Origin of the sequence: Bradyrhizobium sp. SZCCHNR1002, from assembly GCF_032381435.1 — a bacterium.
Taxonomy (GTDB): Bacteria; Pseudomonadota; Alphaproteobacteria; order Rhizobiales; family Xanthobacteraceae; genus Bradyrhizobium; species Bradyrhizobium aeschynomenes.
Genome location: NZ_JAUHIS010000001.1, coordinates 470,108 through 495,147 on the forward strand (window position 1 = coordinate 470,108; position 25,040 = coordinate 495,147).

22 protein-coding genes are annotated in these 25,040 nt (G+C 65.9%); 19 read left to right on the forward strand and 3 right to left on the reverse strand.

The annotated features are described in order from the left end of the window. Positions 1 to 567 carry an XRE family transcriptional regulator gene (locus QX108_RS02025; RefSeq protein WP_315719905.1) on the reverse strand — a complete coding sequence of 189 codons (567 nt, stop codon included), beginning with the start codon at positions 565 to 567 and terminating at the stop codon, positions 1 to 3. 210 nt (positions 568 to 777) lie between these two features. Here QX108_RS02025 and secG point away from each other — a divergent pair, with 210 nt between their 5' ends. Beyond that, positions 778 to 1,161, forward strand: a complete 384-nt coding sequence (gene secG / locus QX108_RS02030) for a preprotein translocase subunit SecG (protein WP_172109299.1) — start codon at positions 778 to 780, stop codon at positions 1,159 to 1,161. A 167-nt stretch (positions 1,162 to 1,328) separates the two neighbouring features. Further along, entirely contained in the window at positions 1,329 to 2,960 is a 1,632-nt protein-coding gene (locus QX108_RS02035) for a CTP synthase (RefSeq protein WP_172109298.1), read from the forward strand. Positions 2,961 to 2,965: 5 nt separating this feature from the next. Here QX108_RS02035 and QX108_RS02040 read toward each other — a convergent pair whose 3' ends face one another. Beyond that, the gene (locus tag QX108_RS02040) at positions 2,966 to 5,788 is read right to left on the reverse strand and encodes a DUF3857 domain-containing protein (protein WP_315779148.1); all 2,823 of its coding nucleotides are present in this window, start codon (positions 5,786 to 5,788) and stop codon (positions 2,966 to 2,968) included. Positions 5,789 to 5,953: 165 nt separating this feature from the next. Here QX108_RS02040 and QX108_RS02045 point away from each other — a divergent pair, with 165 nt between their 5' ends. The 5 genes from QX108_RS02045 to QX108_RS02065 all read left to right on the forward strand — a co-directional run bounded on the left by QX108_RS02045 (position 5,954) and on the right by QX108_RS02065 (position 11,163). Beyond that, positions 5,954 to 6,280, forward strand: a complete 327-nt coding sequence (locus QX108_RS02045) for an NIPSNAP family protein (protein WP_009028667.1) — start codon at positions 5,954 to 5,956, stop codon at positions 6,278 to 6,280. A 117-nt stretch (positions 6,281 to 6,397) separates the two neighbouring features. Further along, the gene (gene kdsA, locus QX108_RS02050) at positions 6,398 to 7,261 is read left to right on the forward strand and encodes a 3-deoxy-8-phosphooctulonate synthase (RefSeq protein WP_315779144.1); all 864 of its coding nucleotides are present in this window, start codon (positions 6,398 to 6,400) and stop codon (positions 7,259 to 7,261) included. Then, positions 7,261 to 8,469, forward strand: a complete 1,209-nt coding sequence (locus QX108_RS02055; protein WP_315779142.1) for an MFS transporter — start codon at positions 7,261 to 7,263, stop codon at positions 8,467 to 8,469. The genes kdsA and QX108_RS02055 overlap by 1 nt, the downstream gene beginning before the upstream one ends. Positions 8,470 to 9,539: 1,070 nt before the next feature. Beyond that, positions 9,540 to 10,112: a hypothetical protein gene (locus tag QX108_RS02060; protein ID WP_315779140.1), complete on the forward strand. Its 573-nt coding sequence runs from the start codon at positions 9,540 to 9,542 to the stop codon at positions 10,110 to 10,112. 205 nt (positions 10,113 to 10,317) lie between these two features. Continuing rightward, positions 10,318 to 11,163, forward strand: coding sequence for a hypothetical protein (locus tag QX108_RS02065; RefSeq protein WP_315779138.1), 846 nt, complete (start codon positions 10,318 to 10,320; stop codon positions 11,161 to 11,163). A 168-nt stretch (positions 11,164 to 11,331) separates the two neighbouring features. On the opposite strand, the gene queF is transcribed toward QX108_RS02065, so the two are convergent. Continuing rightward, positions 11,332 to 11,808, reverse strand: coding sequence for a preQ(1) synthase (gene queF / locus QX108_RS02070; RefSeq protein ID WP_315779136.1), 477 nt, complete (start codon positions 11,806 to 11,808; stop codon positions 11,332 to 11,334). A gap of 159 nt (positions 11,809 to 11,967) precedes the next feature. On the opposite strand from queF, the gene eno reads away from it, so the two are divergent. The 12 genes from eno to lpdA all read left to right on the forward strand — a co-directional run bounded on the left by eno (position 11,968) and on the right by lpdA (position 24,979). After that, positions 11,968 to 13,251 carry a phosphopyruvate hydratase gene (gene eno, locus QX108_RS02075; RefSeq protein WP_315779134.1) on the forward strand — a complete coding sequence of 428 codons (1,284 nt, stop codon included), beginning with the start codon at positions 11,968 to 11,970 and terminating at the stop codon, positions 13,249 to 13,251. Positions 13,252 to 13,286: 35 nt separating this feature from the next. Then, a complete protein-coding gene (locus QX108_RS02080) occupies positions 13,287 to 14,426 on the forward strand; it encodes a zinc-binding dehydrogenase (RefSeq protein WP_315779132.1) in 1,140 nt (379 codons plus the stop codon). Positions 14,427 to 14,547: 121 nt separating this feature from the next. Further along, positions 14,548 to 15,546 (forward strand): MBL fold metallo-hydrolase, encoded by a 999-nt coding sequence (locus QX108_RS02085; protein WP_315719916.1) that lies wholly within the window; start codon positions 14,548 to 14,550, stop codon positions 15,544 to 15,546. 211 nt (positions 15,547 to 15,757) lie between these two features. Further along, positions 15,758 to 16,927, forward strand: a complete 1,170-nt coding sequence (locus QX108_RS02090) for a serine hydrolase (RefSeq protein WP_315779130.1) — start codon at positions 15,758 to 15,760, stop codon at positions 16,925 to 16,927. Between the two features lie 147 nt (positions 16,928 to 17,074). Further along, complete coding sequence (locus QX108_RS02095; protein ID WP_315779128.1) at positions 17,075 to 17,632, forward strand: NADPH-dependent FMN reductase; 558 nt, start codon at positions 17,075 to 17,077, stop codon at positions 17,630 to 17,632. 148 nt (positions 17,633 to 17,780) lie between these two features. Next, on the forward strand, positions 17,781 to 18,572 hold the full coding sequence (locus QX108_RS02100) for an aldolase (RefSeq protein WP_315779126.1): 792 nt from the start codon (positions 17,781 to 17,783) through the stop codon (positions 18,570 to 18,572). Positions 18,573 to 18,637: 65 nt separating this feature from the next. Continuing rightward, positions 18,638 to 18,955, forward strand: coding sequence for a septum formation initiator family protein (locus tag QX108_RS02105; RefSeq protein ID WP_315719920.1), 318 nt, complete (start codon positions 18,638 to 18,640; stop codon positions 18,953 to 18,955). 212 nt (positions 18,956 to 19,167) lie between these two features. Beyond that, positions 19,168 to 20,190: a pyruvate dehydrogenase (acetyl-transferring) E1 component subunit alpha gene (pdhA, locus tag QX108_RS02110; RefSeq protein ID WP_315719921.1), complete on the forward strand. Its 1,023-nt coding sequence runs from the start codon at positions 19,168 to 19,170 to the stop codon at positions 20,188 to 20,190. Between the two features lie 33 nt (positions 20,191 to 20,223). Beyond that, a complete protein-coding gene (locus QX108_RS02115) occupies positions 20,224 to 21,621 on the forward strand; it encodes a pyruvate dehydrogenase complex E1 component subunit beta (RefSeq protein WP_035642138.1) in 1,398 nt (465 codons plus the stop codon). A gap of 11 nt (positions 21,622 to 21,632) precedes the next feature. Beyond that, positions 21,633 to 21,938, forward strand: coding sequence for a DUF5076 domain-containing protein (locus QX108_RS02120; RefSeq protein WP_008963957.1), 306 nt, complete (start codon positions 21,633 to 21,635; stop codon positions 21,936 to 21,938). Positions 21,939 to 21,940: 2 nt separating this feature from the next. After that, a complete protein-coding gene (locus QX108_RS02125; RefSeq protein ID WP_315779119.1) occupies positions 21,941 to 23,302 on the forward strand; it encodes a pyruvate dehydrogenase complex dihydrolipoamide acetyltransferase in 1,362 nt (453 codons plus the stop codon). Positions 23,303 to 23,557: 255 nt separating this feature from the next. After that, positions 23,558 to 24,979, forward strand: a complete 1,422-nt coding sequence (lpdA, locus tag QX108_RS02130; RefSeq protein ID WP_315719924.1) for a dihydrolipoyl dehydrogenase — start codon at positions 23,558 to 23,560, stop codon at positions 24,977 to 24,979. Positions 24,980 to 25,040: the final 61 nt, after the last annotated feature.

Consider the following 25,040-nt stretch of genomic DNA (forward strand, 5'->3'; position numbering starts at 1 on the left):
TCAACTCCGGGCAAGCGCCACCACATAGGTGCAGGGCGCATCGGTCTCATTGGCGAAGGTGGTGTCGATCGGCGGGCCGAAGCCCAGGCAGTCGCCAGGGCCCAGCTCATGGCGCTCCGCGCCTTCGATGATCGTCAGGCGTCCGCTCTGCACCCAGAGCAGCTGGCGGATGTGGATGTAGGACGAGGCCGGCAAGGTCACGCTGCGGCGAGCGGGCATCTCGACGGACACCAGCTCGACCGGATGGTCCGGGCGCAGGAACACCTGACGCCTGACATAACCGGTGTCGGGATCGCGCCAGACCGGCTGCTCGCCGGCTCTCGATACGCGCTCCGGCTGGGCTTCCGCGCGGAGCATCAGGCCCGCCAGCGTCAGCTCGAAGGCGCTGGCCAGCTTGACGAGCACCACGGCGGTCGGGCTCACTTCCGCGCGCTCGATCTTGCTGATGGTGGCTTTCGAGACACCCGAGCGCTCGGCCAGGTCGGCCAGCGACCAGCCGCGGCCGTCGCGCTCCAGTTGGAGGCGCCGGGCGAGCCGTTGGCTGAAATCGTCTATTATATGATCCATTCGTCTCTGATAATGGAATGTGGTTCGGCTTTCAAGACGAAGCGACACCGCTTGCGTCGGCGCTTGTGAGAAGCGCGGCTGCGATTATCTGCGGGGTGGCGTTGCCCGATTTGATCGTGTAACACCGCGCAAATTTCCGAATAGCCCGCGAAGCTCTCGCGATCCCGGCCTCCGGTCGGGGCCAGCGAGGGCTTGTGACGGAAGGTCACCATGCAGACTGTCTTGATCGTCATCCACCTCATGATCGTCGCCGTCCTGATCGGCGCGGTGCTGTTGCAGAAGTCCGAAGGCGGCGGCCTCGGCATGGGCGGCGGCGCCGGCTTCATGTCGAGCCGCGGCACCGCGAACCTGCTGACGCGCACGACGGCGGTGCTGGCGGTCGGCTTCTTCATCACCAGCCTGCTACTGACCTGGCTCGCCGGCCTCGAGCGCAAGCCGACCTCGATTCTCGGCAACATGCCCGGCCAGACGCAATCCGGTGGCGCGACGCCGGTGGCGCCGGGCAGCGGCGGCGTGCTCGACCAGCTCAAGAAGGCCGACGAGCAGCAGGCGCCTGCGGCGCCAAGCGCGCCGTCCGCTCCGCAGTCGCAATAACGCGGGGAAGCCATGCAGGAACGCACTTGGCGCCCTGCATCAGGAGGCGGTCTCAAGTCCCTGAGACCATTCACATTTTGACGTAACCCACAGGCCCGCGACGTTGTTGCGGGCTGCAGGCGATTCGTTTTGGCGAATCGCGCGCGCGGCATTAAAGGTAGGGTCCCATGGCGCGGTACATCTTCATCACCGGCGGCGTGGTTTCCTCGCTCGGAAAGGGTCTGGCTTCAGCCGCGTTAGGCGCGCTGCTGCAGGCCCGCGGCTACAAGGTCCGGCTTCGCAAGCTCGACCCCTATCTCAACCTCGATCCAGGCACGATGTCGCCGTATCAGCACGGCGAAGTGTTCGTGACCGACGACGGCGCCGAGACCGACCTCGATCTCGGCCATTACGAACGCTTCACCGGGCGGCCCGCGACCAAGGCCGATAACATCACCACCGGACGCATCTACCAGGACATCCTGACCAAGGAGCGCCGCGGCGATTATCTCGGCGCGACCATCCAGGTCGTCCCGCACGTCACCAACGCGATCAAGGATTTCGTGCTGTCGGGCAATGACGAATACGATTTCGTGCTGGTCGAGATCGGCGGCACCGTCGGCGACATCGAGGGCCTGCCGTTCTTCGAGGCGATCCGGCAACTCGGCAACGAGCTGCCGCGCGATCACGCGATCTACATCCATCTCACGCTGCTCCCGTATATTCCGAGCGCCGGCGAACTGAAGACCAAGCCGACGCAGCATTCGGTGAAGGAGCTGCGCTCGATCGGTATCCAGCCGCACATCCTGCTGTGCCGCACCGACCGTCCGATTCCCAAGGAAGAGCGCCGCAAGCTCGGCCTGTTCTGCAACGTGCGTGAGAGCGCCGTGATCGAGGCGCGCGACGTCGACAACATCTATGCCGTGCCCGAGGCCTATCATGCCGCCGGTCTGGACGACGAGGTGCTGGCCGCGTTCGGCATCGAGCCGCGGGTGCCGCCAGCGCTCGCCAGCTGGCACACGATCAACGAGCGCGTCCGCAATCCCGAAGGCGACGTGACGATTGCGATCGTCGGCAAGTACACGGGCATGAAGGATGCCTACAAGTCGCTGATCGAGGCGCTGTCGCATGGCGGCATCGCCAACAAGGTCCGCGTCAAGCTCGACTGGATCGAGAGCGAGGTGTTCGAGAACGAGGACCCCGCGCCGTTCCTCGAGCACGTCAACGGCATCCTGGTGCCCGGCGGCTTCGGCCAGCGCGGCGCGGAAGGAAAGATTCGCGCGGCGCAGTTCGCCAGGGAGCGTGACGTGCCGTATTTCGGCATCTGCTTCGGCATGCAGATGGCGGTCATCGAGGCCGCGCGCAATCTGGTGGGGATCACCGAGGCCAACTCCACGGAGTTCGGTCCGACGAGGGAGCCGCTGGTCGGCCTGATGACCGAGTGGCTGCGCGGCAATGAGCTGGAGAAGCGCTCCAAGAGCGGCGATCTCGGCGGCACGATGCGGCTCGGCGCGTATCCTGCGGCGCTCAAGCGCGGCAGCCGCGTCTCCGAGGTGTATGGCGGCGCGACCGAGATTTCCGAGCGGCACCGTCACCGCTACGAGGTCAACACCGCCTACAAGGACCGGCTCGAGCAGCACGGCCTGAAGTTCTCCGGCCTGTCGCCCGACGGCGTGCTGCCGGAGATCGTGGAGTACGAGGACCATCCCTGGTTCATCGGCGTCCAGTTCCACCCCGAGCTGAAGTCGCGCCCGTTCGAGCCGCACCCGCTGTTCGCGTCGTTCATCCAGGCCGCGGTGGTGCAGTCGCGGCTGGTGTAGGCCGCTCAGGGCAGGGGCTTCGCCGCGGGCGCCGCGGCGGCTCCGACGCTCTCCTTGGCGAGCCGCTGCAATTCGAAACCGGCGGCGATGTGCTCGGTGTAGAGGATCACGCCCTGCTCGCGTGACTTCTCGAAGTTCAGCTTCGCCGCCTGTTTGTCGCCGCGCATCATGTCGTGCTGGCCGATGTAGAAATAGGCCTCCGACAGCAGCATCCTGCGCTCGTCGCCCTTCTTGTCGTCGAACGTCTTGAGCAGGTCGTCCGGCGACAGGGCGCCCGTCATCATCGCCAAAGCCGGCAGCGGCCACGGTCCCTTGGCGGCCGCGCTTGCGCGTTGCGCGATCGCGTCCGGCACGGGCTTGCCGGCGCGGCCCAAGACGGCCAGCAGCCACAGCTCGCAATAGATCTTGTTGTCGCCCTCGGCCAGCTCGACCGCGCGGGCGAAATCGGCGCCGGCCTGTTCGATCTGTCCGGCGTAGAATCGGGCCGCGCCGCGGGAGCGATAGTTCGAGGCGGTGATCGCGCCGAGCGAAATGGACTTCGAGAGATCGGCAATGCTGCGCTCGAACTGTCCGGACTCGTACAGAGCGCCGCCACGGCAGCTGAACGCCTCGCTGGTATTGGGGATCAGACGGAACGCCTCGGCGACGTCGCGCATCGCCTCGTCGACGCGTCCGAGCTCGACCAGCGAGCTGCCGCGCTGGCACAGCGCGTCGGCGAGGTCCGACCCGGTGAGCTTGCCGCTCGAAATGGTGTCGGTCGTCTTCTGGACGGCGTCCAGCAGCATGCGGTGGAAACGGTCGGTGGCCTGATCGGCTCCCGCCTCGCTGGATTTGATGTCGGACTTGCCGAACGCAAAAAAGCCGACGATGGCGCGGTTGGCGGCGCGCAAATCATCGGCATATTTGGAATAGCTGTTGCCCTCCACGAACGGCCGGAGCGTCGTGAGCTCGACCTGACTGCGGGCGACGTTGCCGCGGAAATAGCGCGAGCTGGTCAGGCTGAAATGATCGTTGGCCACGGTCTCCGTGTAGGGGTCGGCCACGACACTGACGGCGTCGGGCAGCGTGATCTCGATCTGATATCGCGCGTGATAGGGATGGGCGGAGATGCCCAGCGGCATGGTTCGTGTCGCCGAGGGAGGCAGCGGCAGCGTGCCCGACTGGTTGTCCGGCTTGTAGCGGATCACCCAGGTCCCGCTGCGCTCGGTCGCGATCTTAGGAACGCGAAAGGTGGCCTCGATCGAGAGGATGTTCTGCTCCTGGTCGTCATGGACAGCGGGATCGGCGGCGAGAACGGCCCCTGGATATCTGTCCTCGAGCATGTCACCGACCCGCTTCGCGATCAGCTCGCGCGTCGTCTGTTCGAAGACGAGGCGCAGCCGTTCGGCGCTCAGCCCGGACCACACGCGCTTCACCGACAGTTGCGCGTCGTCCCCGAGCTTGTCGACTGTCACGCGCTCGGTGAGATCGTCGTCGACCTCGTCGGCCGCGCGCACGGGAATCGCGGACGGGCGCTCGGTCTCGGGCGCGACCGGCAGGATCTGGACCCCCGCATGCGCCTGGCCCATGCGGTCGAGGCGACCATGTTGGCCGAGGCGTGTCGGATCGAGAAAGTAGGATTTGCCGTCGACGACGGCTTCGACGATGACGTGATCGAAGAATTCGGGGCTGGGCAGCACCTCCTCGAGACCGCGGCGGCGACCGATCTGGAGCAGGACCGGGCGGCTCTGGATGCCGAGCCGCTGCAGCAGCGTGACGAGCAGGAAAGACTTGTCCTTGCAATCACCGTAGCGCCGGCGCAGCACGATATCCGGGGAGGCGGGTCGGTGCGAGCTCTCGCCGAGCGAAACCGAGAAGTAGCGGATCTGCGACTGCACGATCTGCAGCGCCGCCGCGACGCGTTGATCAGTCGAGTCGAGGGTGCCGATCGTCTTGGCGAGGCCATCCACCTCCTCGTTCGCAGCGGTGTTGACCTCGAACAGGGCGGTGGCCCATTGCGCGACCTCCTGCCAGCTTCCGAACTCCGAGAATTGCAAGAAACGGAAGGCGAAATAGTCGTGCGGCGTCTGCGGGTCGGCAGTGGCCTCGCGCAGTCCGCGCTCGTCGAAGTCGAGCGTGCGCAACCCGCTGCGGAGTGTTTCGGTCGGCACGACCGGCGAGCCGGTGCGGTCGCCGATCATCCGCCATGCAATGGGCCGGCTGACCGGATGGCTGAAGATCACGTGGCGCCTGAGCGTCGGATGGGATTGATCCCAACTGGTCAGGCCGATGAACTTGCCGGCGAACACCGGGTTCTGGCCGTGGTGGGAGTAGGCCAGGTCGATGGTGTCGCCGACGCGCAGATCGTCGATCAGGATCGAGGCCGTCACATCGCCGCTATACACGCCCTGTTCGAGGCCTTGCTCGCGTTGCAAAAACCGCAGCTTGGAGGTCGTGGTGCGGTCGATCTGCTCCTGCCCGCGTTGAATCCGGATCCAGTGCAGTTGAACCCGCTCATAATCCTGCGCGAAGGAGATCGCGATGTGGCCGGCCGCGGCCAGCGAGGCCGCGTCGTTGATGGCGGTGATACGGCGGACGAACACGACCGGCTCGCGATCGACCAGATACTGCGTCTCGGAAAGGCGAATGACGATCGGCGCCGGCGCGCTGACCTCGGGAGCTGTGCTCTCGACCACCCAGGACGGGACCGGATCGGCGAGGGTGAAGGCGTTGGCGGCCGGCTTGACCTCGGCGAGATTCGGAGTGGCCGTCTGCTGCGCCGCGGACGGGTACGACGCCAGAATGCAGGCGATGAAAATGACGACCCGGATGAACCCTGAACGATACATGCCCCACCTCGATGCCATTGAGATTGTGCAAGCGCGTTGCGCTTTGCGCAAGGTGGGGAACCGCGACGGCCCGCTGCGGCCGAACGGCTTTGACGACCGCGGCAATTGTTGCCAAAACGCGGCATCGATCACGCTTGAACGATCACGAAGGGGAGGTCCGTTGCCATGATCTACGAAAGCCGCATCTATCGCTGCATTCCCGGCCGCTTGCCGGCGCTGTTGAAGCGCTTCGAGACGACCACGCTGAAGCTGTGGGAGACGCACGGCATCCGCCCCGTGGGTTTCTTCACGACCCTGATCGGCGAATCCAACCAGGATCTGACCTATTTCCTCGCCTGGGAGTCGCTCGCCGAGCGCGAGACCAAATGGACCAAGTTCATGACAGATCCGACCTGGATCGCGGCGCGCGCCAAGAGCGAGGAGGACGGCCAGATCGTCGCCAACATCACCAGCCAGTTCCTGGTGCCCACGGCGTTCTCGGCGCTGAAATAGGACCCGGCGAGGGGCGGGGATGACCGATCCCCGCAACCCTGCTATTCGCGGGCGCGCGCCGGGTTGATCCGGAGGCCCGCGCCGGGCCATGGTCGCGCGCTCAAAGAGGATGAAGTCGTGAACGCTCCGATCTCTGCCGCGCCGGTCGTCAGCCTCGGCTCCGTGAAGTTTGGCAATCAGCTGCCGCTCGCGGTCATTGCCGGGCCGTGCCAGCTCGAGAGCCGCGCCCACGCGCTCGAGGTCGCCTCGGCGCTGAAGGAGATCGCAGGCCGCCTGAACATCGGCCTCGTCTACAAGACCTCGTTCGACAAGGCCAACCGCACCTCTGGCTCGGCCGCGCGGGGGCTCGGGCTGGCACAGTCGCTGCCGATCTTCGCCGAGATCCGCGCCTCGCTCGGCCTTCCCGTGCTGACCGACGTGCATGACGCCAGCCAGTGCGCCGAGGTGGCGCAGGCCGTCGACATCCTGCAGATCCCCGCCTTCCTGTGCCGGCAGACCGACCTGCTGCTCGCGGCCGCCGCGACCGGCAAGGTGATCAACGTCAAGAAGGGCCAGTTCCTGGCGCCCTGGGACATGGCCAATGTCGTGGCCAAGATCACCGGCGCCGGCAATCCGAACGTGCTGGCGACCGAGCGCGGCGTCTCGTTCGGCTACAACACGCTGGTCTCGGACATGCGCGCGCTGCCGATCATGGCCAAGACGACCGGCGCGCCGGTGATCTTCGACGCGACGCATTCGGTGCAGCAGCCGGGCGGGCAGGGCACCTCGTCGGGCGGCCAGCGCGAATTCGTCTCCGTGCTCGCGCGCGCGGCCGTGGCGGTCGGCGTCGCTGGCGTGTTCATCGAGACCCATCCCGATCCCGATCATGCGCCCTCCGACGGTCCGAACATGGTGCCGCTGGCGCAGTTCGAGGGATTGCTGCGGACGCTGATGGCGTTCGACGCGCTTGCCAAGGGACAGACGGCGGGCGCCATCAGCTGATGCACCAGCCCGTCGCCAAGCCCGAGACTAAGTTTCCGCCAGCGGTCAACATCATCGCGCTGGCGGGCTTCTCGGCGGCGCTGTCGACGCGCGCGCTCGATCCGGTGCTGCCGCATGTCGCCGAGGATTTTTCGATCAGCATCGCCACCGCGGCCGGCATCGCCGCCGGCTATGCGCTGATCTACGCGCTGATCCAGCCGGCGATCGGCGCCGCCGCCGACCTGTTCGGCAAGGCGCGGCTGATGACCTTGTGCCTCGCGCTGCTCGGCGTCGCCAGCGTGCTCGGCGCGCTCGCCACCTCGTTTCCGCTGCTGTTCGCCAGCCGGATCCTCGCCGGCATCGCCTCGGGCGGCGTGTTTCCGGTGGCGCTCGGCTTGACCAGCGATCTGGTCGCGCCCGACAAGCGCCAGGTCGCGATCGGCCGCACGCTGGCGGGCTCGATGGCCGGCAACCTGCTCGGCGCGACCGCGTCCGGCATCATCGGCGACTTCATCGGCTGGCGCGGCGTGCTCGCGATCCTCGGCGCGCTCGGGCTGATCGCCTCCTTCGCGGTCGCCGCCGGCTTCCGCGGCGCCAAGGTCACCCACGCCGCGACCACCGATCTCGCCGCCTTGAAGAGGGGCTATCGCACCATCTTCACCAATCCGAATGCGCGCTTCTGCTTCCCGGCAGTGTTCGTCGAAGGCTGCTGCGTGTTCGGGCTGTTTCCGTTCATCGCCGCGTTCCTGTTCGATCTCGGCGAGACCTCGCTGTCGATCGCCGGCATTGTCATCGCGGGCTTTGCGGTCGGCGGGCTGTTCTACACGGCCACCGTCTCGAACTTCCTGCCGCGGCTCGGCGTCAAGGGCATGATGATCTCCGGCGCTGCCCTGGTGGCCCTGCAACTCGCCGCGCTCGCTTTCGGCCCCGGCTGGAAGCTGCAATTCGCCTGCATGCTGATGATGGGCTGGGGCTTCTACATGATCCATGGCTGCCTGCAGGTGTTCGCCAGCGAGCTGTCGATCGGTGCCCGCGCCACCGCGATGTCGCTGCACTCGTTCTTCTTCTTCCTGGGACAGACCGTCGGCCCGATCGCCTACGGTTTTGGCGTGGTGCATGGCGGCAAGCAGCCGACGCTGCTCATCGCCGCCGCCCTGATGGTCGCGCTCGGCTTCGCCTGCGCCGCGCTGCTGCGGCAACGGCCGCCGGCGGATGCGGCGGCGACGTGAAGGTCGTCTCCGGTGCGGGCGCATGGCCGCATTCGCCGACGTAGGGCCAGGGCCGCAGGAAGGGCTGCTCATTTGTTTCTCCGTCATGCCCGGGCTTGTCCCGCCTGCGCGGCCGAAGCCGCTTCGGCGCGGCGAAGGCCCGGGCATCCACGTCCTTCTCAGCATGCCGAACGACGTGGATGGCCGGGACAAGCCTGGCCATGACGACGTGGAGACAGGGGAGCGCATAATGCCCATCGTCCGCTGCGTTCGCCGTGGGCGAGAGCGAGGACGCCCTTTCTTGCTCTCGATGTTGAACATGCGCGGCTGAGACATCTGTGTCCGGCTCATCATTCGCCGCGGGACGCACCGCCGCCATCTCGCGGCGCAGTTGCGTCCGAGCTTTGCCTCTGGACATGCCCTCTCCTCGAAGAGGGCACGGGGAATGCCGGGAGCTGGCCGCCCCCATGGCCCGCCTGCAGAAAAAAATGCAGGCGGCAGGTACCACAGGTTCAGCCGAGACATCCCGGCATTCCCCGCGCGATGGTTGGAACGGCTGCTTCGCGTTCTCCCCGGTGCTCCGGGCTTGTTGGCCACCGTCGGCCGCAGGGCTCGTCCAGCCCTTCGACCTTGACACCAGCGTCGGGGTGTCAGGACCACGCGACTTGACCGTGCGCATCGATGCCGTTCGTCCGCGCAGCCAAGCCACGCTGCAGCACCGATACGCCCACCACATCCCGCCTCAACGTCCGTGACGACCGCGAAGCGCCCCTCAGATCGAGACGGGATGGGGGTAGTCAATCATGAATTCTGAAAAATGGAAACAAGAATCTTTTTACCGGAAGCCCCTGGAGAGGGGCATCGGATTGGAGGCTTGGCGAAAAAGCTGCTTTGGGCGCAGCCGTCAGACAAGCGAACGAGAGCGAGACGAGCGGCAGGGGCATGCCCGTCGGGCGACTCAGGGGACGCGGCCGGCGTCGGTTGGGCGGCGCGTGGCGAAGCATAGTGCCACGCGGCAACCTGAGGTATTATCTGCTTGTGTTGCTGGTTTGTTCTCGCTAGAATCGCGCGAGCGTGGGGAGAATGGCGGGATGACGGCAAAGCGTTGGCTGTTGGCGTTTGCACTCATGGCAGGGAGCGTGTCCAGTGCGCTGGCGCAGCCGCCGGCGAAGCCGGAGCAGGGCGCTGTGAGCCCGGGAGCGCCGGCAAAGATCCTGCTCAGCTCGCATCGGGGCGATGCGACCATTCTGACGCGCACCGATCCGGACAGCGACAGTGCGGCGGTGACGTTCCGCATCGAGCTCGACGATGCGATCGAGAGCTGCCTGCGCGAGCCGCCGCCCGACGACATCAAGCCCGCCGAGGTGGCGCGCTGCGCCAAGCAGATGATGGATATCAACGCCGGCAAGCAGCTCAAGCGTCGGGCGATGTGCTCGAAGAACACCGTCTACACCGAGTTCGGCAACTACTCGCTGGTCGGCACGGGAGAGCCCGAGCGGAGCGGCGAAGGCAAGACGATGATCCGCACCGACTGGAAGGATCATCGCAACGAAAAGATCATCGGCAATTGCACCGCCTGCAGGACGCTCGAGATCATCAATACGTTCGAGGTGCTGTGTCCGGCGGCCTACAAGGCGAAGTTCGAAGGCCATCACGTGTATTGAGAGGTGGACGGTTGCTCCCTGAGCCTGGATGCAAAACGGCGTGAGATGCTGCTCAGTCACACCGGCCCGCGGCAGCTTGCTGGGTTGGGTGACAGACCGGATTCAGTGACGCTGCATGAAAAATTCGCGCGATCAATGCTATGAATGGGTCGTATGCAATTGCGACGCGGCATCCGAGTCCCAGGGCGGATCGAGGTCGAGAGTGATGAGATCGTTGGCTGGTTGTCTGGTCTGTGCCGTTCTGATTTGGACCGCGACTGTCGCGAAGGCGACGGCCGATGGACTGCTCACCTACTTCTCGGAAGAGGTGCCTCCGGCGATCCCGATACCCGAAGCGCTGTCGTCAGAGGATCAGATCGTATTGGCGAAGGTGCGGGTTTTGAGCCGGCCCGCCTATCTTGTCGGGCCGGACCAGTCTGGACAGCCTCCGCAGATCATTCCCCGCGAGCCCTGGTCGGCGTGGCTCCAGGTGCTCGACGTCATCCGTGGCAAGCGACCAGAGATGGAGCGCATCACGGCAAGGTTCGGAGGCGATCGAAGCTACGCGCGAGGTCCCAGCACGCTGCATCAGCTTGCGCAAGAGTATGTCGTGGCGATGTACGAAGACTCCTCGGGTTATCACCTGATCGGCGTGCCCATCAGTGCGGACAAGTATCGCGACTGGCAGCGCGTCATCACCGAGTCTGATCTGGAGCGAGCCAATACGCCTGATCAAGGACGACCGAGGTCCGCCCTCCGGATCATGAGCGGCCCGGCAGTGAATGGTTCGAAGGCTGGGACCACTGCTTCCGAGGAGACCGTCACACGAAGGTTCATGCGCTCACGCGAGGAGTTGAGGCCTGTGGCGATCGAGCTTGTCCGAGATGCAGAGCTGGTGAATCGGTTTTGGGCCGTGCGTGGAAGCGACAATGAGGAGCTTGCGCGTCAATTCATAGATGAAGTGGCTCAGAGGGCGCAGCAGATAGACTCGAACGTTACGTATGCGGACGCCGCGAGGATAACGGTGATCCTCATGGAAATGCTGGCAGGTTCGGGCCATGACGCAAAATGACGATGACCGTGTCTCGAAGTGAGATGCAACCGACGCCTGCGACTGGCATTTGGGAATGGCCAGCTAAGGAACGGACGCAAAACAATCTCGAGATTCCGGGTTCAAGGCCTGCGGCCTTGCCCCGGAATGACGGTGGGTGTGACGCAGGAGGGACGAGCAATCGGCGCCTCACCCCCGCCCGCGATACGGCGCCACGCCTTGCTCCGGCACCCACAGGCCCTTCGGCAGCTTTCCCGTCTGCCAGAACACGTCGATCGGGATGCCGCCGCGGGGGTACCAGTAGCCGCCGATGCGCAGCCATTTGGGTTTGATCTCGGCGGCGAGGCGCTTGCCGATGGCCACCGTGCAGTCCTCGTGGAAGGCGCCGTGGTTGCGGAAGCTCGCGAGGTACAGCTTGAGGGACTTGGATTCGACCAGCCAGGGGCCGGGGGCGTAGTCGATGACGAGATGGGCGAAGTCCGGTTGGCCCGTCACCGGGCATAGCGAGGTGAACTCGGGCACCGTGAAGCGGGCCAGGTAATCGGTGTCCTTCTGCGGATTGGGAACGCGGTCGAGCTTGGCCGCCTCCGGGCTGTCCGGGGCTGCCACCTCGCGGCCCAGCTGAAGGCCGGCCGATGTCAGGGATGGGTTGGATTTTTTCGCCATGTGTCGTGTCCCCTGCCGCAGAGGCGCCCGTTTAGCCAATCGGAGCGCCCGCGTCATCCGGTTCGTGATTTCCGCGTGAGGTGGCCTTTTCGGCCTCCCGACCTTGCGGTAGAAGCGGCGCAGCAAAGCCCACCCGGAAACGCCTCACGAGGACCCCCCATGACCGCCATCGTCGACATCATCGGCCGCGAAATCCTGGACAGCCGCGGCAATCCCACGGTCGAGGTCGACGTCGTGCTGGAGGACGGCTCGGTCGGCCGCGCCGCGGTTCCCTCCGGCGCCTCCACCGGCGCCCATGAGGCGGTCGAACTGCGCGATGGCGACAAGCACCGCTATCTCGGCAAGGGCGTGCTGAAGGCCGTCGAGGCCATCAATGACGAGATCTACGAGGCGCTGAGCGACATGTCGGTGCAGGACCAGGTCCAGATCGACCAGATCCTGATCGAGCTGGACGGCACCGAGAACAAGAGCCGGATCGGCGCCAACGCCATCCTCGGCGTCTCCCTGGCCTGCGCCAAGGCGGCGGCGATCTCCTACGACATGCCGCTGTACCGCTATGTCGGCGGCACCTCGGCGCGCACCCTGCCGGTGCCGATGATGAACATCGTCAATGGCGGCGTCCACGCCGACAACCCGATCGACTTCCAGGAATTCATGATCATGCCGGTGGGCGCGCCGACCTTTGCCGAGGCGCTGCGCTGCGGCTCGGAGATCTTCCATACGCTGAAGGGCGAGCTGAAGAAGGCCGGCCACAACACCAATGTCGGCGACGAGGGCGGCTTCGCGCCGAACCTGCCGTCGGCGGACGCAGCCCTCGACTTCGTCATGAGCGCGATCGGCAAGGCCGGCTACACCGCCGGCGAGGACGTGATGCTGGCGCTCGACTGCGCCGCGACCGAGTTCTTCAAGGACGGAAAGTACGTCTATGAGGGCGAGAACAAGAGCCGCTCGCGCTCGGAGCAGGCGAAATATCTCGCCGATCTCGTCGCGCGCTATCCGATCTGCTCGATCGAGGACGGCATGTCCGAGGACGACATGGACGGCTGGAAGGAGCTGACCGACCTGATCGGCCACAAGTGCCAGCTGGTCGGCGACGATTTGTTCGTCACCAACGTCAACCGCCTCGCCGACGGAATCCGCAACGGCCGCGCCAACTCGATCCTGATCAAGGTCAACCAGATCGGCACGCTGACCGAGACCTTGGCCGCGGTCGAGATGGCCTACAAGGCCGGCTACACCGCCGTGATGTCGCACCGCTCCGGCGAGACCGAGGATTCGACCATCGCCGATCTCGCGGTCGCGACCAATTGCGGGCAGATCAAGACCGGCTCCCTGGCGCGCTCCGACCGCACCGCGAAGTACAACCAGCTGCTGCGCATCGAGCAGGAGCTGGATTCGCAGGCGAAGTACGCCGGCCGCGCGGCGCTGAAGGCGCTGGCTTGAGCCGGCGCTGAAGACGACAGAACAGGGAGGCACGGATGAGTGGCGAGACTGGCCTGCAACTGCGGACGTTGATCACGCGCAGCGGTGAGCTCGAACTGTCGCTGGTCGATGTGCCGACCCCTGAGCCGGGGCCGGACGAAGTGGTGGTGCGCATCGAGGCGGCGCCGATCAATCCGTCCGATCTCGGCCTGCTCGTCGGTGCCGCCGACCTCTCGACCGTCAAGGCATCGGGCACCAAGGATCGCCCCGTGATCACGGCCAAGGTGCCGGAAGCCGGCATGCGCGCCATGGCCGCCCGCGTCGACGAGTCGATGCCGATCGGCAACGAGGGCGCCGGTGTCGTGGTCAAGACTGGCTCCTCGGACGCCGCCAAGGCGCTGATGGGCCGCACCGTCGCGGCGATCGGCGGCGCGATGTACAGCCAGTATCGCTGCCTGAAGGTCTCCGAGTGCCTGCCGCTGCCTGAGGGCACGACGCCGGAGGAGGGCGCCTCCTGCTTCGTCAATCCGCTGACCTCGCTCGGCATGACCGAGACGATGAAGCGCGAGGGCCATACCGCGCTGGTGCACACCGCGGCCGCCTCCAATCTCGGGCAGATGCTCAACAAGATCTGCCTCAAGGACGGCATTCCGCTGGTCAACATCGTCCGCAGCCAGGCGCAGGCCGAGCTGCTGCGCGGCCTCGGCGCGAAGTACGTGGTCGATTCGACCTCGCCCAACTTCATGGACGAGCTGATTGCGGCGCTGGTCGAGACCGGCGCCACCATCGCCTTCGACGCGATCGGCGGCGGCAAGCTCGCCGGCCAGATCCTCAATGCGATGGAAGCCGCGATCAACAAGTCCGGCAAGCACCCCTACAGCCGCTACGGATCGAACGTGCACAAGCAGGTCTACATCTACGGCAGCCTGGACACCCGGCCGACGGAGATCACGCGCGGCTTCGGCATGACCTGGAGCGTCGGCGGCTGGCTGCTGTTTCCGTTCCTGATGAAGATCGGGCGGGCGGATGGCGAACGGCTGCGGCAGCGCGTCGTCGACGAGCTCAAGACGACGTTCGCCAGCCACTACACCAAGGTGGTCTCGCTCGCGGAATCGCTCGATCCGGCGAACCTCGCCGCGTACGCCAAACGGGCCACCGGCGAAAAATTCCTTATCGCCCCCAACAAAGATAAGTGACCTAACGTCGCTCCCCGGACGTTGCTGACGGGCTTGCGTTTGGCCCGCGGCCGGAGACAATCCGCCCGGTTTTTCAGGGGGCGGTGTCTGCCGCGCATCAAGCACTGAGGAGAGACTTGTCATGAGCCAATTGGATCGCCGTCGATTTCTGGCCGGTGCGGCCCTTGCCGGCGCCGCGAGCGCCTTGCCATCGCTGACCGGCGGGCAGGCGCGCGCAGCGGTCGCGCCCGCCGGCGCCCAGGCGCCCGGCTTCTATCGCTACAAGGTCGGCGACTACGAATGCACCTCCGTCAATGACGGTGCGCGCACCTTCCCGATGCCCGACAAGTTCGTGGTCAACACGGCCAAGGACGACGCGCTCGCAGCGGCCGAAAGCGCCTACATGCCGAAGGGCATGATCACGATTCCCTTCAATCCGCAGCTGATCAACACCGGCTCCAAGCTGGTCCTGATCGACACCGGCAACGGCGCCGGCGCCTTCGAGGCCAGCAAGGGCGCGGTCGGCCGTACCTTGCAGAACCTCGCCGCCGCGGGCGTCGATCCCAAGAGCATCGACGTCGTCGTGCTCTCGCACATGCATGGCGACCACATCAACGGCCTCAAGCTCGCCGACGGCTCGCTGGCGTTTCCGAATGCCGAGCTCAAGGTGCCGGCCAAGGAATGGGCGTTCTGGAATAGTGACGAGAATGCCGCCAAGGCGCAGACCGATTTGATGAAGGGCAACTTCGCCAACTTCAAGAAGGTGTTCGGCGGGCTGGAGAGCAAGGTCACACAGTACGAGTGGGACAAGGAGGTCGCGCCCGGGATCACCGCGCTGGCGACCCCCGGTCACACGCCGGGCCACACCTCGTTCGCGGTCGCCTCGGGCAACGCCAAGGTGTTCATCCAGTCCGACGTCACCAACGTGCCGGAGCTGTTCCTGCGCAATCCCGACTGGCACGTGATGTTCGACACCGATGCGGCGCAGGCCCAGGAGACGCGGCACAAGTTCTACGACATGGCCGCCGCCGAGAAGGCGAGGGTGATCGGCTTCCACTTCTCCTTCCCCTCGGTGGGCTATGTCGAGAAGGATGGCGCGAAGTACCGGCTGATCCCGGCGCCGTGGAATCCGGTGCTCTGAGTTTCTCCGTCATTGCGAGCGAAGCGAAGCAATCCAGGGGCTCGGTCGGGACTCTGGATTGCTTCGTCGCTTCGCTCCTCGCAATGACGCAGGAGAGACTGTGCCAGGCCGCCTCCGGGCGGCCTGTTCGTTTTTGCATACGCGCAATGCCGGGCTTTCCCCTGCGGCCGCTAACGCCTATGTCGGACGCCTCGCATCCGCAGGGCCTCGCATGTCGACCGATCCGTCTCCCGCCAGCGCCGATCTCTCCAACTGGCGCACCGCGCCGTTCAGCCGCTGGGCGTTCCACAATATCCGGCAGATCCTGCCGGCGGCCGACATCGCGAGCGCACCGGGCAGCGCCTGGCCGCTGCCGGCTGCTCCAGTCGCCTTCGATGACTTCAGTCTGAAGCTGCCGAAGGGCGGCACGCTCGACCTCGATGGTTTCCTCAAGGCCACGGCGACCGACGGGCTCCTGATCCTGCACGACGGCCGCATCGTGTTCGAGCATTATGACGGCGGCACCGATCGCGACACGCCGCACATCCTGATGTCGGCGACCAAGTCGATCACCGGCCTGATGCTCGGCATCCTCGCCGACCGCGGCGAGATCGATATCGAGGCCGAGGTCACGCGCTACGTGCCGGAGGTCGAACGTACGGCCTATCGCGGCGCCACCATCCGCGAGCTCACCGACATGCGCGCCGGCATCGTCTTCGATGCCGCCGGTCTCCAGGCCTATGCCGACGCTGCCGGCTGGGAGCCGGTGGCATCAGGCACGACGCCGAACCTGCACGATTTCCTTGCGACGATGCGCGCGCAGGCCAAGCCGCATGGCGGTCCCTTCAGCTACGTGTCTTCGAATACCGATCTGCTGGGGTGGGCGATCGAGCGCGCCACCGGCCGCAGCTTCGCAAGCCTGGTCGGCACCTTGCTGTGGCAGCCGATGGGGGCGAGCGGCGAGGCCTTCATCACGCTCGACCGCAACGGCGCGCCGCGCTGCACCGGCGGCTTCTGCGCCACGTTGTGCGATTTCGCCCGGCTGGGCCAGCTCGTGCTGTCGGGCGGCCGCCGCGGCTCGCACGCGATCATCCCCGAAGCCTGGCTCGACGACATCAGGCACAATGGCGATGCGCAGGCTTGGCGCGACGGCCAGTGGCGCGACAGCTTTGCCGCCATCAGCCGCAACATGCATTATCGCAGCGGCTGGTACGTCACCAACGATCAGCCGCAACTGCTGTTCGCAATGGGCATTCACGGCCAGAACCTGTTCGTCGATGCCGCCAACGGGATCGTGATCGCGAAAGTCTCGAGCTGGGCTCAGCCGGTCGACGGCCAGGCGATCTGGCTGACGCATCAGGCCGTCGCGGAATTCGCCCGCTGCATCAAGGGGGCAGGCTGAATCCGGAGCGGCTGGGCCTCAGGCGGCCCCGTCAGGCGGCTCGCGCGCTGAAACGCTGAGTTTCCCGGCACGCCAGTCCATGCACTTGCATGTTCCCGGCCGCGTGCCTTAAGTGCCGCACCATCTCGTTCTCAAGAGGATTCCCCCATGCCCGCCCCGTATTCCATCGTCGCGCTCGTCGGCAGCCTCCGCAAGGAGAGCTTCACGCTCAAGATCGCCAAGGCGATGGCCAAGCTCGCGCCTGCCAGCCTCAGGATCGAAGTGGTCACGCCGGAAGGCCTGTCGTTCTTCAACCAGGATGTCGAGGCCAATCCGCCGGCCGAGTGGCTCGCCTTCCGCGACAAGCTCAAGGCCTCGAACGGCGTGCTGATCCTGACCCCGGAATACAACCGCTCGATTCCGGGTGTGCTGAAGAACGCCATCGACATCGCCTCGCGCCCCTATGGCCAGAGCTCGTTTCTGGGCAAGCCGGTCGGCCTGATCTCCAACTCGCCGGGTCCGCTCGGCGGTGTCGCCGCGGCGAAGCACCTGCAGAACATCATGCCGGGCATCTCGGGCCCCGTGATGGGCCAGCCCGAGATCTACCTGAACGGCGTCGGCGATGCATTCGATGGCAATGGCGAGCTGATCAAGGACGCGCTGAAGACGGTGCTGCAGCAATATCTCGACGCCTTCGCCGCCTTCGTGGCCAAGCAGAACGGCTGATCTCATGACAGCCCGGCGGCGGCACATCCCGCTGTCGCCGGCTGCATGACGGTTATGAGCGGGGCGGGGCGTTGACGCGCCTTGCCCGATCCGTTTCAAGGCAAGGGCCGGTCACCCGCGCGGGAACGCGCGCTGCCAAGGATCTTCGATGGCCCACGCCTTCACACCCGCCAGCACGTCAACCCCCGGGGCGAACCAGCCGGATCTGAATTCGGAAGCGGTCTGGCAGGCGCGGACCGATCTCGCGGCCTGTTTCCGCATGGCCGCGCGCTACGGGCTGGAAGAGGGCATCTGCAATCACTTCTCGGCGCTGGTGCCCGGCTATGACGACCTCTTCATCGTCAATCCCTACGGCTACGCCTTCCGCGAGCTGACCGCCTCGAAGCTCCTGGTGTGCGATTTCGACGGCAACGTCATTGCCGGCGACGGCCGTCCCGAGGCGACGGCGTTCTACATCCACGCCCGCATCCACAAGGCGCTGCCGCGCGCCAAGGTCGCTTTCCACACGCACATGCCGTATGCCACGGCGCTCTCGATGACGGAGGGCGCACCGCTGATCTTTGCCGGGCAGACGGCGCTGAAATTCTACGGCCGCACCGCCGTCGACGAGAACTACAACGGCCTCGCGCTCGACAACAGCGAGGGTGACCGCATCGCCGGCACGATCGGCGAGGCCGACATCGTCTTCATGAAGCATCACGGCGTCATGGTGCTGGCGCCCACCATCGCCGAGGCCTGGGACGATCTGTATTACCTCGAGCGCGCCTGCCAGGTGCAGTGCCTGGCGCTGTCGACCGGGCGCAAGGTTGTGCCGGTCGCGCGCGAGATCGCCGAAGCCGCCGCGCGCCAGATGCGCGAGGGGGATGCGGAATCGGCCCGGCTGCATCTCGAAGCGATCAAGCGGACGCTCGACCTCGAGGAGCCGGCCTATCGCGGTTGAGCGCACAGCGGGCGGGCCAGCAGGGTTAGCGATTCCTTAACCGGGGGCGCCGCATTCTGCCGGCCATGGTCTCCCGCGCACGCCTGAAATCATTCCTCACCGGGCTCGCCCTCTACACGATGGCGGCGGCCATCATCGGCTATTTCGGTATCAACGCCTACACCGGCCGCTACGGGCTCAATGCCCGCCAGGAGCTCGACCAGGAGATCGTCGCGCTGACCTCGGAGCTCGTCCGGCTGAAGCAGGAGCGGGCGGAAGGCGAGAAGCGGGTGTCGCTGCTGCGCTCCGACCGGGTCGATCCCGACATGCTCGATGAGCGCGCGCGCTTCGTGCTCGGCTATGCCAACCCGCGTGATTTGATCCGCATCGTTCGGCCGCAGTGACGCGTGGCGCTTGGCGGCGGATGGCGATGACGTGACTGCCTAAAAATTGGCAGCCGCTGACGCAGGGAATTTCAAAAACAGCGCCGATCGGATTCAATAATTTCGCGTCGTTTTAGTGCGGCGCAGCAAAGTGAATGGTGGTTCACGCAGTCCTTTTACGTGCCATGGAGTTGAGCTAGAGAAAGCTACTTTTTCTCTCATCCGGAATTGCCATGGCCGCACCCAAGAAGACCGCCGCAAAGGAACAAGGGCAGGACAGAGACAACGGCCCGCCGCCGGAATTCACCAGAGACCAGGATTTGGCTGCGCTGCGCGACATGCTGCTGATCCGCCGCTTTGAGGAGAAGGCTGGTCAGCTCTACGGCATGGGTGCGATTGGCGGCTTCTGCCATCTCTATATCGGCCAGGAAGCCGTGGTCGTCGGCATGCAGATGGCGCTGAAGCCGGGTGATCAGGTCATCACCGGCTATCGCGATCACGGCCACATGCTGGCCACCGGCATGGACGCCAAGGGCGTGATGGCCGAGCTCACCGGGCGCCGCGGCGGCTATTCCAAGGGCAAGGGCGGCTCCATGCACATGTTCAGCATGGAGAAGAACTTCTTCGGCGGCCACGGCATCGTCGGCGCCCAGGTGTCGCTGGGCACGGGGCTGGCGCTCGCCAACCGCTACCGCGGCAATGATTCGGTCAGCGTCGCCTATTTCGGCGACGGTGCGGCCAATCAAGGGCAGGTCTATGAGAGCTTCAACATGGCGGAGCTCTGGAAGCTGCCGGTGATCTACGTCATCGAGAACAACCGCTATGCGATGGGCACGGCGGTGTCGCGCGCCTCGGCGCAGACCGACTTCTCCAAGCGCGGCATCTCCTTCAACATCCCGGGCGAGCAGGTCGACGGCATGGACGTCCGCGCGGTGAAGGCCGCGGGCGAGAAGGCGGTCGCCTGGTGCCGCGAGGGCAAGGGCCCGTACATCCTGGAAATGCAGACCTACCGCTATCGCGGCCACTCGATGTCCGACCCGGCGAAGTATCGCACGCGTGAGGAGGTCGAGAAGGTCCGCCACGACCAGGATCCGATCGAGCAGGTGCGCAACCGCCTGCTGGCGGCCAAGGTCAGCGAGCAGGATCTCAAGGCGATCGATGCCGACGTGCGCAAGATCGTCAACGAGGCCGCCGATTTCGCGCAGGCCGATCCCGAGCCGGATGCCGCCGAGCTCTACACCGACGTCTATCGCTAATCGCGCGCGCAAGCTGATTTCTCTGGAGCTGATATGCCTATTCAAGTTTTGATGCCTGCGCTGTCGCCCACGATGGAGAAGGGCAACCTCGCCAAATGGCTGAAGAAGGAAGGCGAGGCGATCAAGTCGGGTGACGTGATCGCCGAGATCGAGACCGACAAGGCGACGATGGAAGTCGAGGCGACCGACGAGGGCACGCTCGGCAAGATCCTGATCCCCGAAGGCACCGCCGACGTCGCCGTCAACACGCCGATCGCCACCATCCTCGCCGATGGCGAGACGGCTGCCGACCTCGGCAAGGCTTCGGCGCCGGCCGCCGAGATGAAGGCCGCGCAATCGGCGCCGCCGGCGGATGCCGCTGTTTCCGTGCAGGCTTCGCCCGCGCCGACCGGCGTGGCCGCGCCGCAGAGCGTCGCCGAGCCCGATCCGGAAGTGCCAGCCGGCACCGAGATGGTGACGCAGACCATCCGCGAGGCGCTGCGCGACGCCATGGCCGAGGAGATGCGCAGGGACGGCGACGTCTTCATCATGGGCGAGGAGGTCGCCGAGTATCAGGGCGCCTACAAGGTCACCCAGGGTCTGTTGCAGGAGTTCGGCGCCCGCCGCGTGATGGATACCCCGATCACCGAGCATGGCTTCGCCGGCATCGGCGTCGGCGCCGCGATGGCCGGGCTGAAGCCGATCGTCGAGTTCATGACCTTCAACTTCGCCATGCAGGCGATCGACCAGATCATCAACTCCGCGGCCAAGACCTTGTACATGTCCGGCGGCCAGATGGGCTGCTCGATCGTGTTTCGCGGGCCCAACGGCGCCGCCGCCCGCGTCGCCGCGCAGCACAGCCAGGACTATTCGTCCTGGTACTCGCACATTCCGGGCCTCAAGGTCGTCGCGCCGTATTCCGCGGCTGACGCGAAGGGCCTCTTGAAGGCTGCGATCCGCGATCCGAACCCGGTGATCTTCCTCGAGAACGAGGTGCTGTACGGTCACTCCGGCGAGGTGCCGAAGCTCGACGACTACATCATCCCGATCGGCAAGGCGCGCATCGCCCGCTCGGGCAAGGACGTCACGATCATCTCCTGGTCGAACGGCATGACCTACGCGCTCAAGGCCGCCGATGAGCTCGCCAAGGAGGGCATCGAGGCCGAGGTGATCGACCTGCGCACCTTGCGTCCGATGGACACCGAGACCATCATCGCCTCGGTCAAGAAGACGGGACGCGCGGTCACGGTGGAAGAGGGCTGGGCGCAGAGCGGCGTCGGCGCCGAGATCGCCGCGCGCATCATGGAGCACGCCTTCGACTATCTCGATGCGCCGGTGACGCGCGTGTCGGGCAAGGACGTGCCGATGCCGTATGCGGCAAATCTTGAGAAGCTCGCGCTGCCGTCGGCGGCCGAGGTCGTGCAGGCCGCCAAGTCCGTCTGCTACCGCTAAGGGAATCCCAGATGGCCGGACCCAAGGAGCAGCCGCTGCCGCCCGACGTCGTCGGCCGCGAGGACGCCACCGAAGTGTTGCGCGCCTTCGTGCTCGACGGCGGGCTCTCGATCGCCTTCCAGCGTGCGTTCGAGGAGCCCGACGTGTGGGGGCTGCTCCTGGTCGACGTCGCCCGACATGCTGCGCGCGCCTATGCGCGCGAGAGCGATTATTCCGAAGACGAGGCGCTGCAGCGCATCGTCGAGATGTTCGAAGCCGAGCTGGCTCGGCCGACTGATATGGGCACCACCAGCCCCAGGTCGAAACAAGGTCACTGATCATGCCGATCAACATTCTGATGCCCGCGCTGTCGCCGACGATGGAGAAGGGCAACCTCGCCCGTTGGCTCAAGAAGGAAGGCGACCAGGTCAAGTCGGGCGAGGTCATCGCCGAGATCGAGACCGACAAGGCCACGATGGAAGTCGAGGCGGTCGACGAAGGCACGCTCGCCAAGATCCTCGTGCCCGAGGGCACCCAGGACGTGCCGGTCAACGACGTGATCGCCGTGCTTGCGGGTGAGGGCGAGGACGTCAAGGCGGCCGGCAGCGCCCCGGCGGCTGCTGCGCCCAAGGCTGAAGCCAAGCCGACCGCGTCCGCAACTCCCGCCGCTGCGCCACCTCCTGCTGCCGCGCCCGCGCCGAAGCCGGCTGCGGCTCCCGCGCCGGCCGCTCCTGCGGCTGCTGCTCCTCAGGTCAACGGTCACGCGCGCGTCTTCTCATCGCCGCTGGCGCGACGTCTCGCCAAGGACGCCGGCATCGATCTCGGCCGCATCACCGGCACTGGTCCGCATGGCCGCGTCGTCGCGCGCGACGTCGAGGAGGCCAAGTCCGGCAAGGGCCTCAAGGCCGCGCCGTCGGCCGCTCCCGCTGCGGGTGCAGGCGCGCCGGCCGTGGCGCCGTCCATGTCCGACAAGCAGATCCTGGCGCTGTTCGAGCCGGGCTCCTACGAGGTCATCCCGCATGACGGCATGCGCCGCACGATCGCGCAGCGCCTGACGGCGGCGACGCAGACGGTCCCGCATTTCTATCTCACGATCGACTGCGACATCGGCAAGCTGCTCGCCGCGCGTGAGGAGATCAATGCGGCCGCGCCGAAGGACAAGGAGAAGAAGCCGCTCTACAAGCTCTCGGTGAACGACTTCGTCATCAAGGCGATGGCGGTGGCGCTGCAGAAGATCCCGAACTGCAACGTCAGCTGGACCGAAGGCGGCATGGTCAAGCACAAGCATTCCGACGTCGGCGTTGCCGTGGCGATGCCGGGCGGCCTGATCACCCCGATCATCCGCAAGGCCGAGACCAAGACGCTGTCGGCCATCTCCGGCGAGATGAAGGATTTTGCCGCGCGCGCCCGCTCGCGCAAGCTGAAGCCGGAGGAATATCAGGGCGGCACCACGGCGGTGTCGAACCTCGGCATGTACGGCATCACGCACTTCACCGCGGTGATCAACCCGCCGCACGCGACGATTCTCGCGGTCGGCACGAGTGAGGAGCGGCCGGTCGTGCGCAACGGCAAGATCGAGATCGCCAGCATGATGAGCGTGACACTGTCGTGCGACCACCGCGCGATCGACGGCGCGCTCGGCGCCGAACTGATCGGCGCCTTCAAGCAGCTGATCGAGAACCCCGTGATGATGATGGTGTGAGCGGAGCGATTGACCGTCATTCCGGGGCGATGCGCCAGCATCGAACCCGGAATCTCGAGGTGAGGATATCGCAAGCCAATCTCGGGATTCCGGGTTCAAGGCCTTCGGCCTTGCCCCGGAATGACGGCGCAAGGAGCAAGGTGGGCAGAGCAAGTCGTGCCCGCTGACTAATAATGAGATCGTCGGATGGCGGAGGCGACGCAACGCGCCTTTACCTACCATCGACCTACGAATTTCAGTTGAACGGGAGCCGTCATGGCCGACACATCCTTCGACATCATCATCATCGGGTCCGGCCCGGGCGGCTACGTCGCCGCGATCCGCGCCGCGCAGCTCGGCTTCAAGACCGCGATCATCGAGAAGTCCTATCTCGGCGGCATCTGTCTGAACTGGGGCTGCATCCCGACCAAGGCGCTGCTGCGCTCGGCCGAGATCTACCACTACATGCAGCACGCCAAGGACTATGGCCTCTCTGCGGAGAAGATCTCCTACGATCCCAAGGCGGTGGTGCAGCGCTCGCGCGGCGTCTCCAAGCGCCTCAATGACGGCGTCGGCTTCCTGATGAAGAAGAACAAGATCCAGGTGATCTGGGGCCGCGCCAATATCGACGCGCCCGGCAAGATCACCGTGACCAAGTCCGACGTCGAGGCGCCCAAGGGCGCTCTGGGCGAGGGCACCTATCAGGCCAAGCACATCATCGTCGCGACCGGCGCGCGGCCGCGCGTGCTGCCGGGGCTCGAGCCGGACAAGAAGCTGGTCTGGACCTATTTCGAGGCGATGGTGCCGGACAAGATGCCGAAGTCGCTGCTCGTCGTCGGCTCCGGCGCGATCGGCATCGAGTTCGCCTCGTTCTTCCGCACCATGGGCTCCGAGGTGACGGTGGTCGAGGTGCTGCCGCAGATCCTGCCGGTCGAGGACGCCGAGATCGCCGGCCTCGCCCGCAAGCAGCTGGAGAAGCAGGGCCTCAAGATCATGACCGGCGCCAAGGTCACCAAGCTCGACAAGAAGAGCGACAGCGTGGTGGCGACGATCGACGACGGCAAGGGCAAGATCGAGACGACCGAGTTCGATCGCGTCATCTCGGCGGTCGGCGTCGTCGGCAACATCGAGAATCTCGGGCTCGAGAAGCTCGGGGTGAAGACCGACCGCGGCTGCATCGTGATCGACGGCTACGGCAAGACCAACGTCCCCGGCATTTACGCCATCGGCGACGTCGCCGGTCCCCCGATGCTCGCGCACAAGGCCGAGCATGAGGGCGTGGTGTGCATCGAGGCGATCAAGGGCCTGCATCCGCATCCGATGGACAAGAACCTCATTCCGGGCTGCACCTATTGCCATCCGCAGGTCGCCTCCGTCGGCCTCACCGAGGCGAAGGCGAAGGAGCAGGGCCGCGACATCCGCGTCGGCCGCTTCCCGTTCGTCGGCAACGGCAAGGCGATCGCGCTCGGCGAGGATCAGGGCCTGGTGAAGGTGATCTTCGACAAGAAGACGGGCCAGCTGATCGGCGCCCACATGGTCGGCGCCGAGGTCACCGAGCTGATCCAGGGCTATGTCGTCGCCATGAACCTGGAGACCACCGAGGAAGAGCTGATGCACACGGTGTTCCCGCATCCGACCCTGTCGGAGATGATGAAGGAAGCCGTGCTCGACGCCTATGGGCGTGTGCTGAACATGTAGTTCAGTTCCCCACTCGTCATGCGCGGGCTTGACCCGCGCATCCATCGCGCTTCGGAAGACC

Excerpts from the sequence above, each read along its gene's own strand:
- secG (WP_172109299.1), top strand. The coding sequence starts at position 778 with ATGCAGACTGTCTTGATCGTCATCCACCTCATGATCGTCGCCGTCCTG.
- QX108_RS02105 (WP_315719920.1), top strand. The coding sequence starts at position 18,638 with ATGGTCTCCCGCGCACGCCTGAAATCATTCCTCACCGGGCTCGCCCTC.
- QX108_RS02060 (WP_315779140.1), top strand. The coding sequence starts at position 9,540 with ATGACGGCAAAGCGTTGGCTGTTGGCGTTTGCACTCATGGCAGGGAGC.
- QX108_RS02040 (WP_315779148.1), bottom strand. The coding sequence starts at position 5,788 with ATGTATCGTTCAGGGTTCATCCGGGTCGTCATTTTCATCGCCTGCATT.
- pdhA (WP_315719921.1), top strand. The coding sequence starts at position 19,168 with ATGGCCGCACCCAAGAAGACCGCCGCAAAGGAACAAGGGCAGGACAGA.
- lpdA (WP_315719924.1), top strand. The coding sequence starts at position 23,558 with ATGGCCGACACATCCTTCGACATCATCATCATCGGGTCCGGCCCGGGC.
- QX108_RS02100 (WP_315779126.1), top strand. The coding sequence starts at position 17,781 with ATGGCCCACGCCTTCACACCCGCCAGCACGTCAACCCCCGGGGCGAAC.
- QX108_RS02125 (WP_315779119.1), top strand. The coding sequence starts at position 21,941 with ATGCCGATCAACATTCTGATGCCCGCGCTGTCGCCGACGATGGAGAAG.
- QX108_RS02115 (WP_035642138.1), top strand. The coding sequence starts at position 20,224 with ATGCCTATTCAAGTTTTGATGCCTGCGCTGTCGCCCACGATGGAGAAG.
- QX108_RS02045 (WP_009028667.1), top strand. The coding sequence starts at position 5,954 with ATGATCTACGAAAGCCGCATCTATCGCTGCATTCCCGGCCGCTTGCCG.
- eno (WP_315779134.1), top strand. The coding sequence starts at position 11,968 with ATGACCGCCATCGTCGACATCATCGGCCGCGAAATCCTGGACAGCCGC.
- queF (WP_315779136.1), bottom strand. The coding sequence starts at position 11,808 with ATGGCGAAAAAATCCAACCCATCCCTGACATCGGCCGGCCTTCAGCTG.
- QX108_RS02120 (WP_008963957.1), top strand. The coding sequence starts at position 21,633 with ATGGCCGGACCCAAGGAGCAGCCGCTGCCGCCCGACGTCGTCGGCCGC.
- QX108_RS02055 (WP_315779142.1), top strand. The coding sequence starts at position 7,261 with ATGCACCAGCCCGTCGCCAAGCCCGAGACTAAGTTTCCGCCAGCGGTC.
- QX108_RS02080 (WP_315779132.1), top strand. The coding sequence starts at position 13,287 with ATGAGTGGCGAGACTGGCCTGCAACTGCGGACGTTGATCACGCGCAGC.
- QX108_RS02035 (WP_172109298.1), top strand. The coding sequence starts at position 1,329 with ATGGCGCGGTACATCTTCATCACCGGCGGCGTGGTTTCCTCGCTCGGA.
- QX108_RS02085 (WP_315719916.1), top strand. The coding sequence starts at position 14,548 with ATGAGCCAATTGGATCGCCGTCGATTTCTGGCCGGTGCGGCCCTTGCC.
- QX108_RS02065 (WP_315779138.1), top strand. The coding sequence starts at position 10,318 with ATGAGATCGTTGGCTGGTTGTCTGGTCTGTGCCGTTCTGATTTGGACC.
- QX108_RS02095 (WP_315779128.1), top strand. The coding sequence starts at position 17,075 with ATGCCCGCCCCGTATTCCATCGTCGCGCTCGTCGGCAGCCTCCGCAAG.
- QX108_RS02090 (WP_315779130.1), top strand. The coding sequence starts at position 15,758 with ATGTCGACCGATCCGTCTCCCGCCAGCGCCGATCTCTCCAACTGGCGC.
- QX108_RS02025 (WP_315719905.1), bottom strand. The coding sequence starts at position 567 with ATGGATCATATAATAGACGATTTCAGCCAACGGCTCGCCCGGCGCCTC.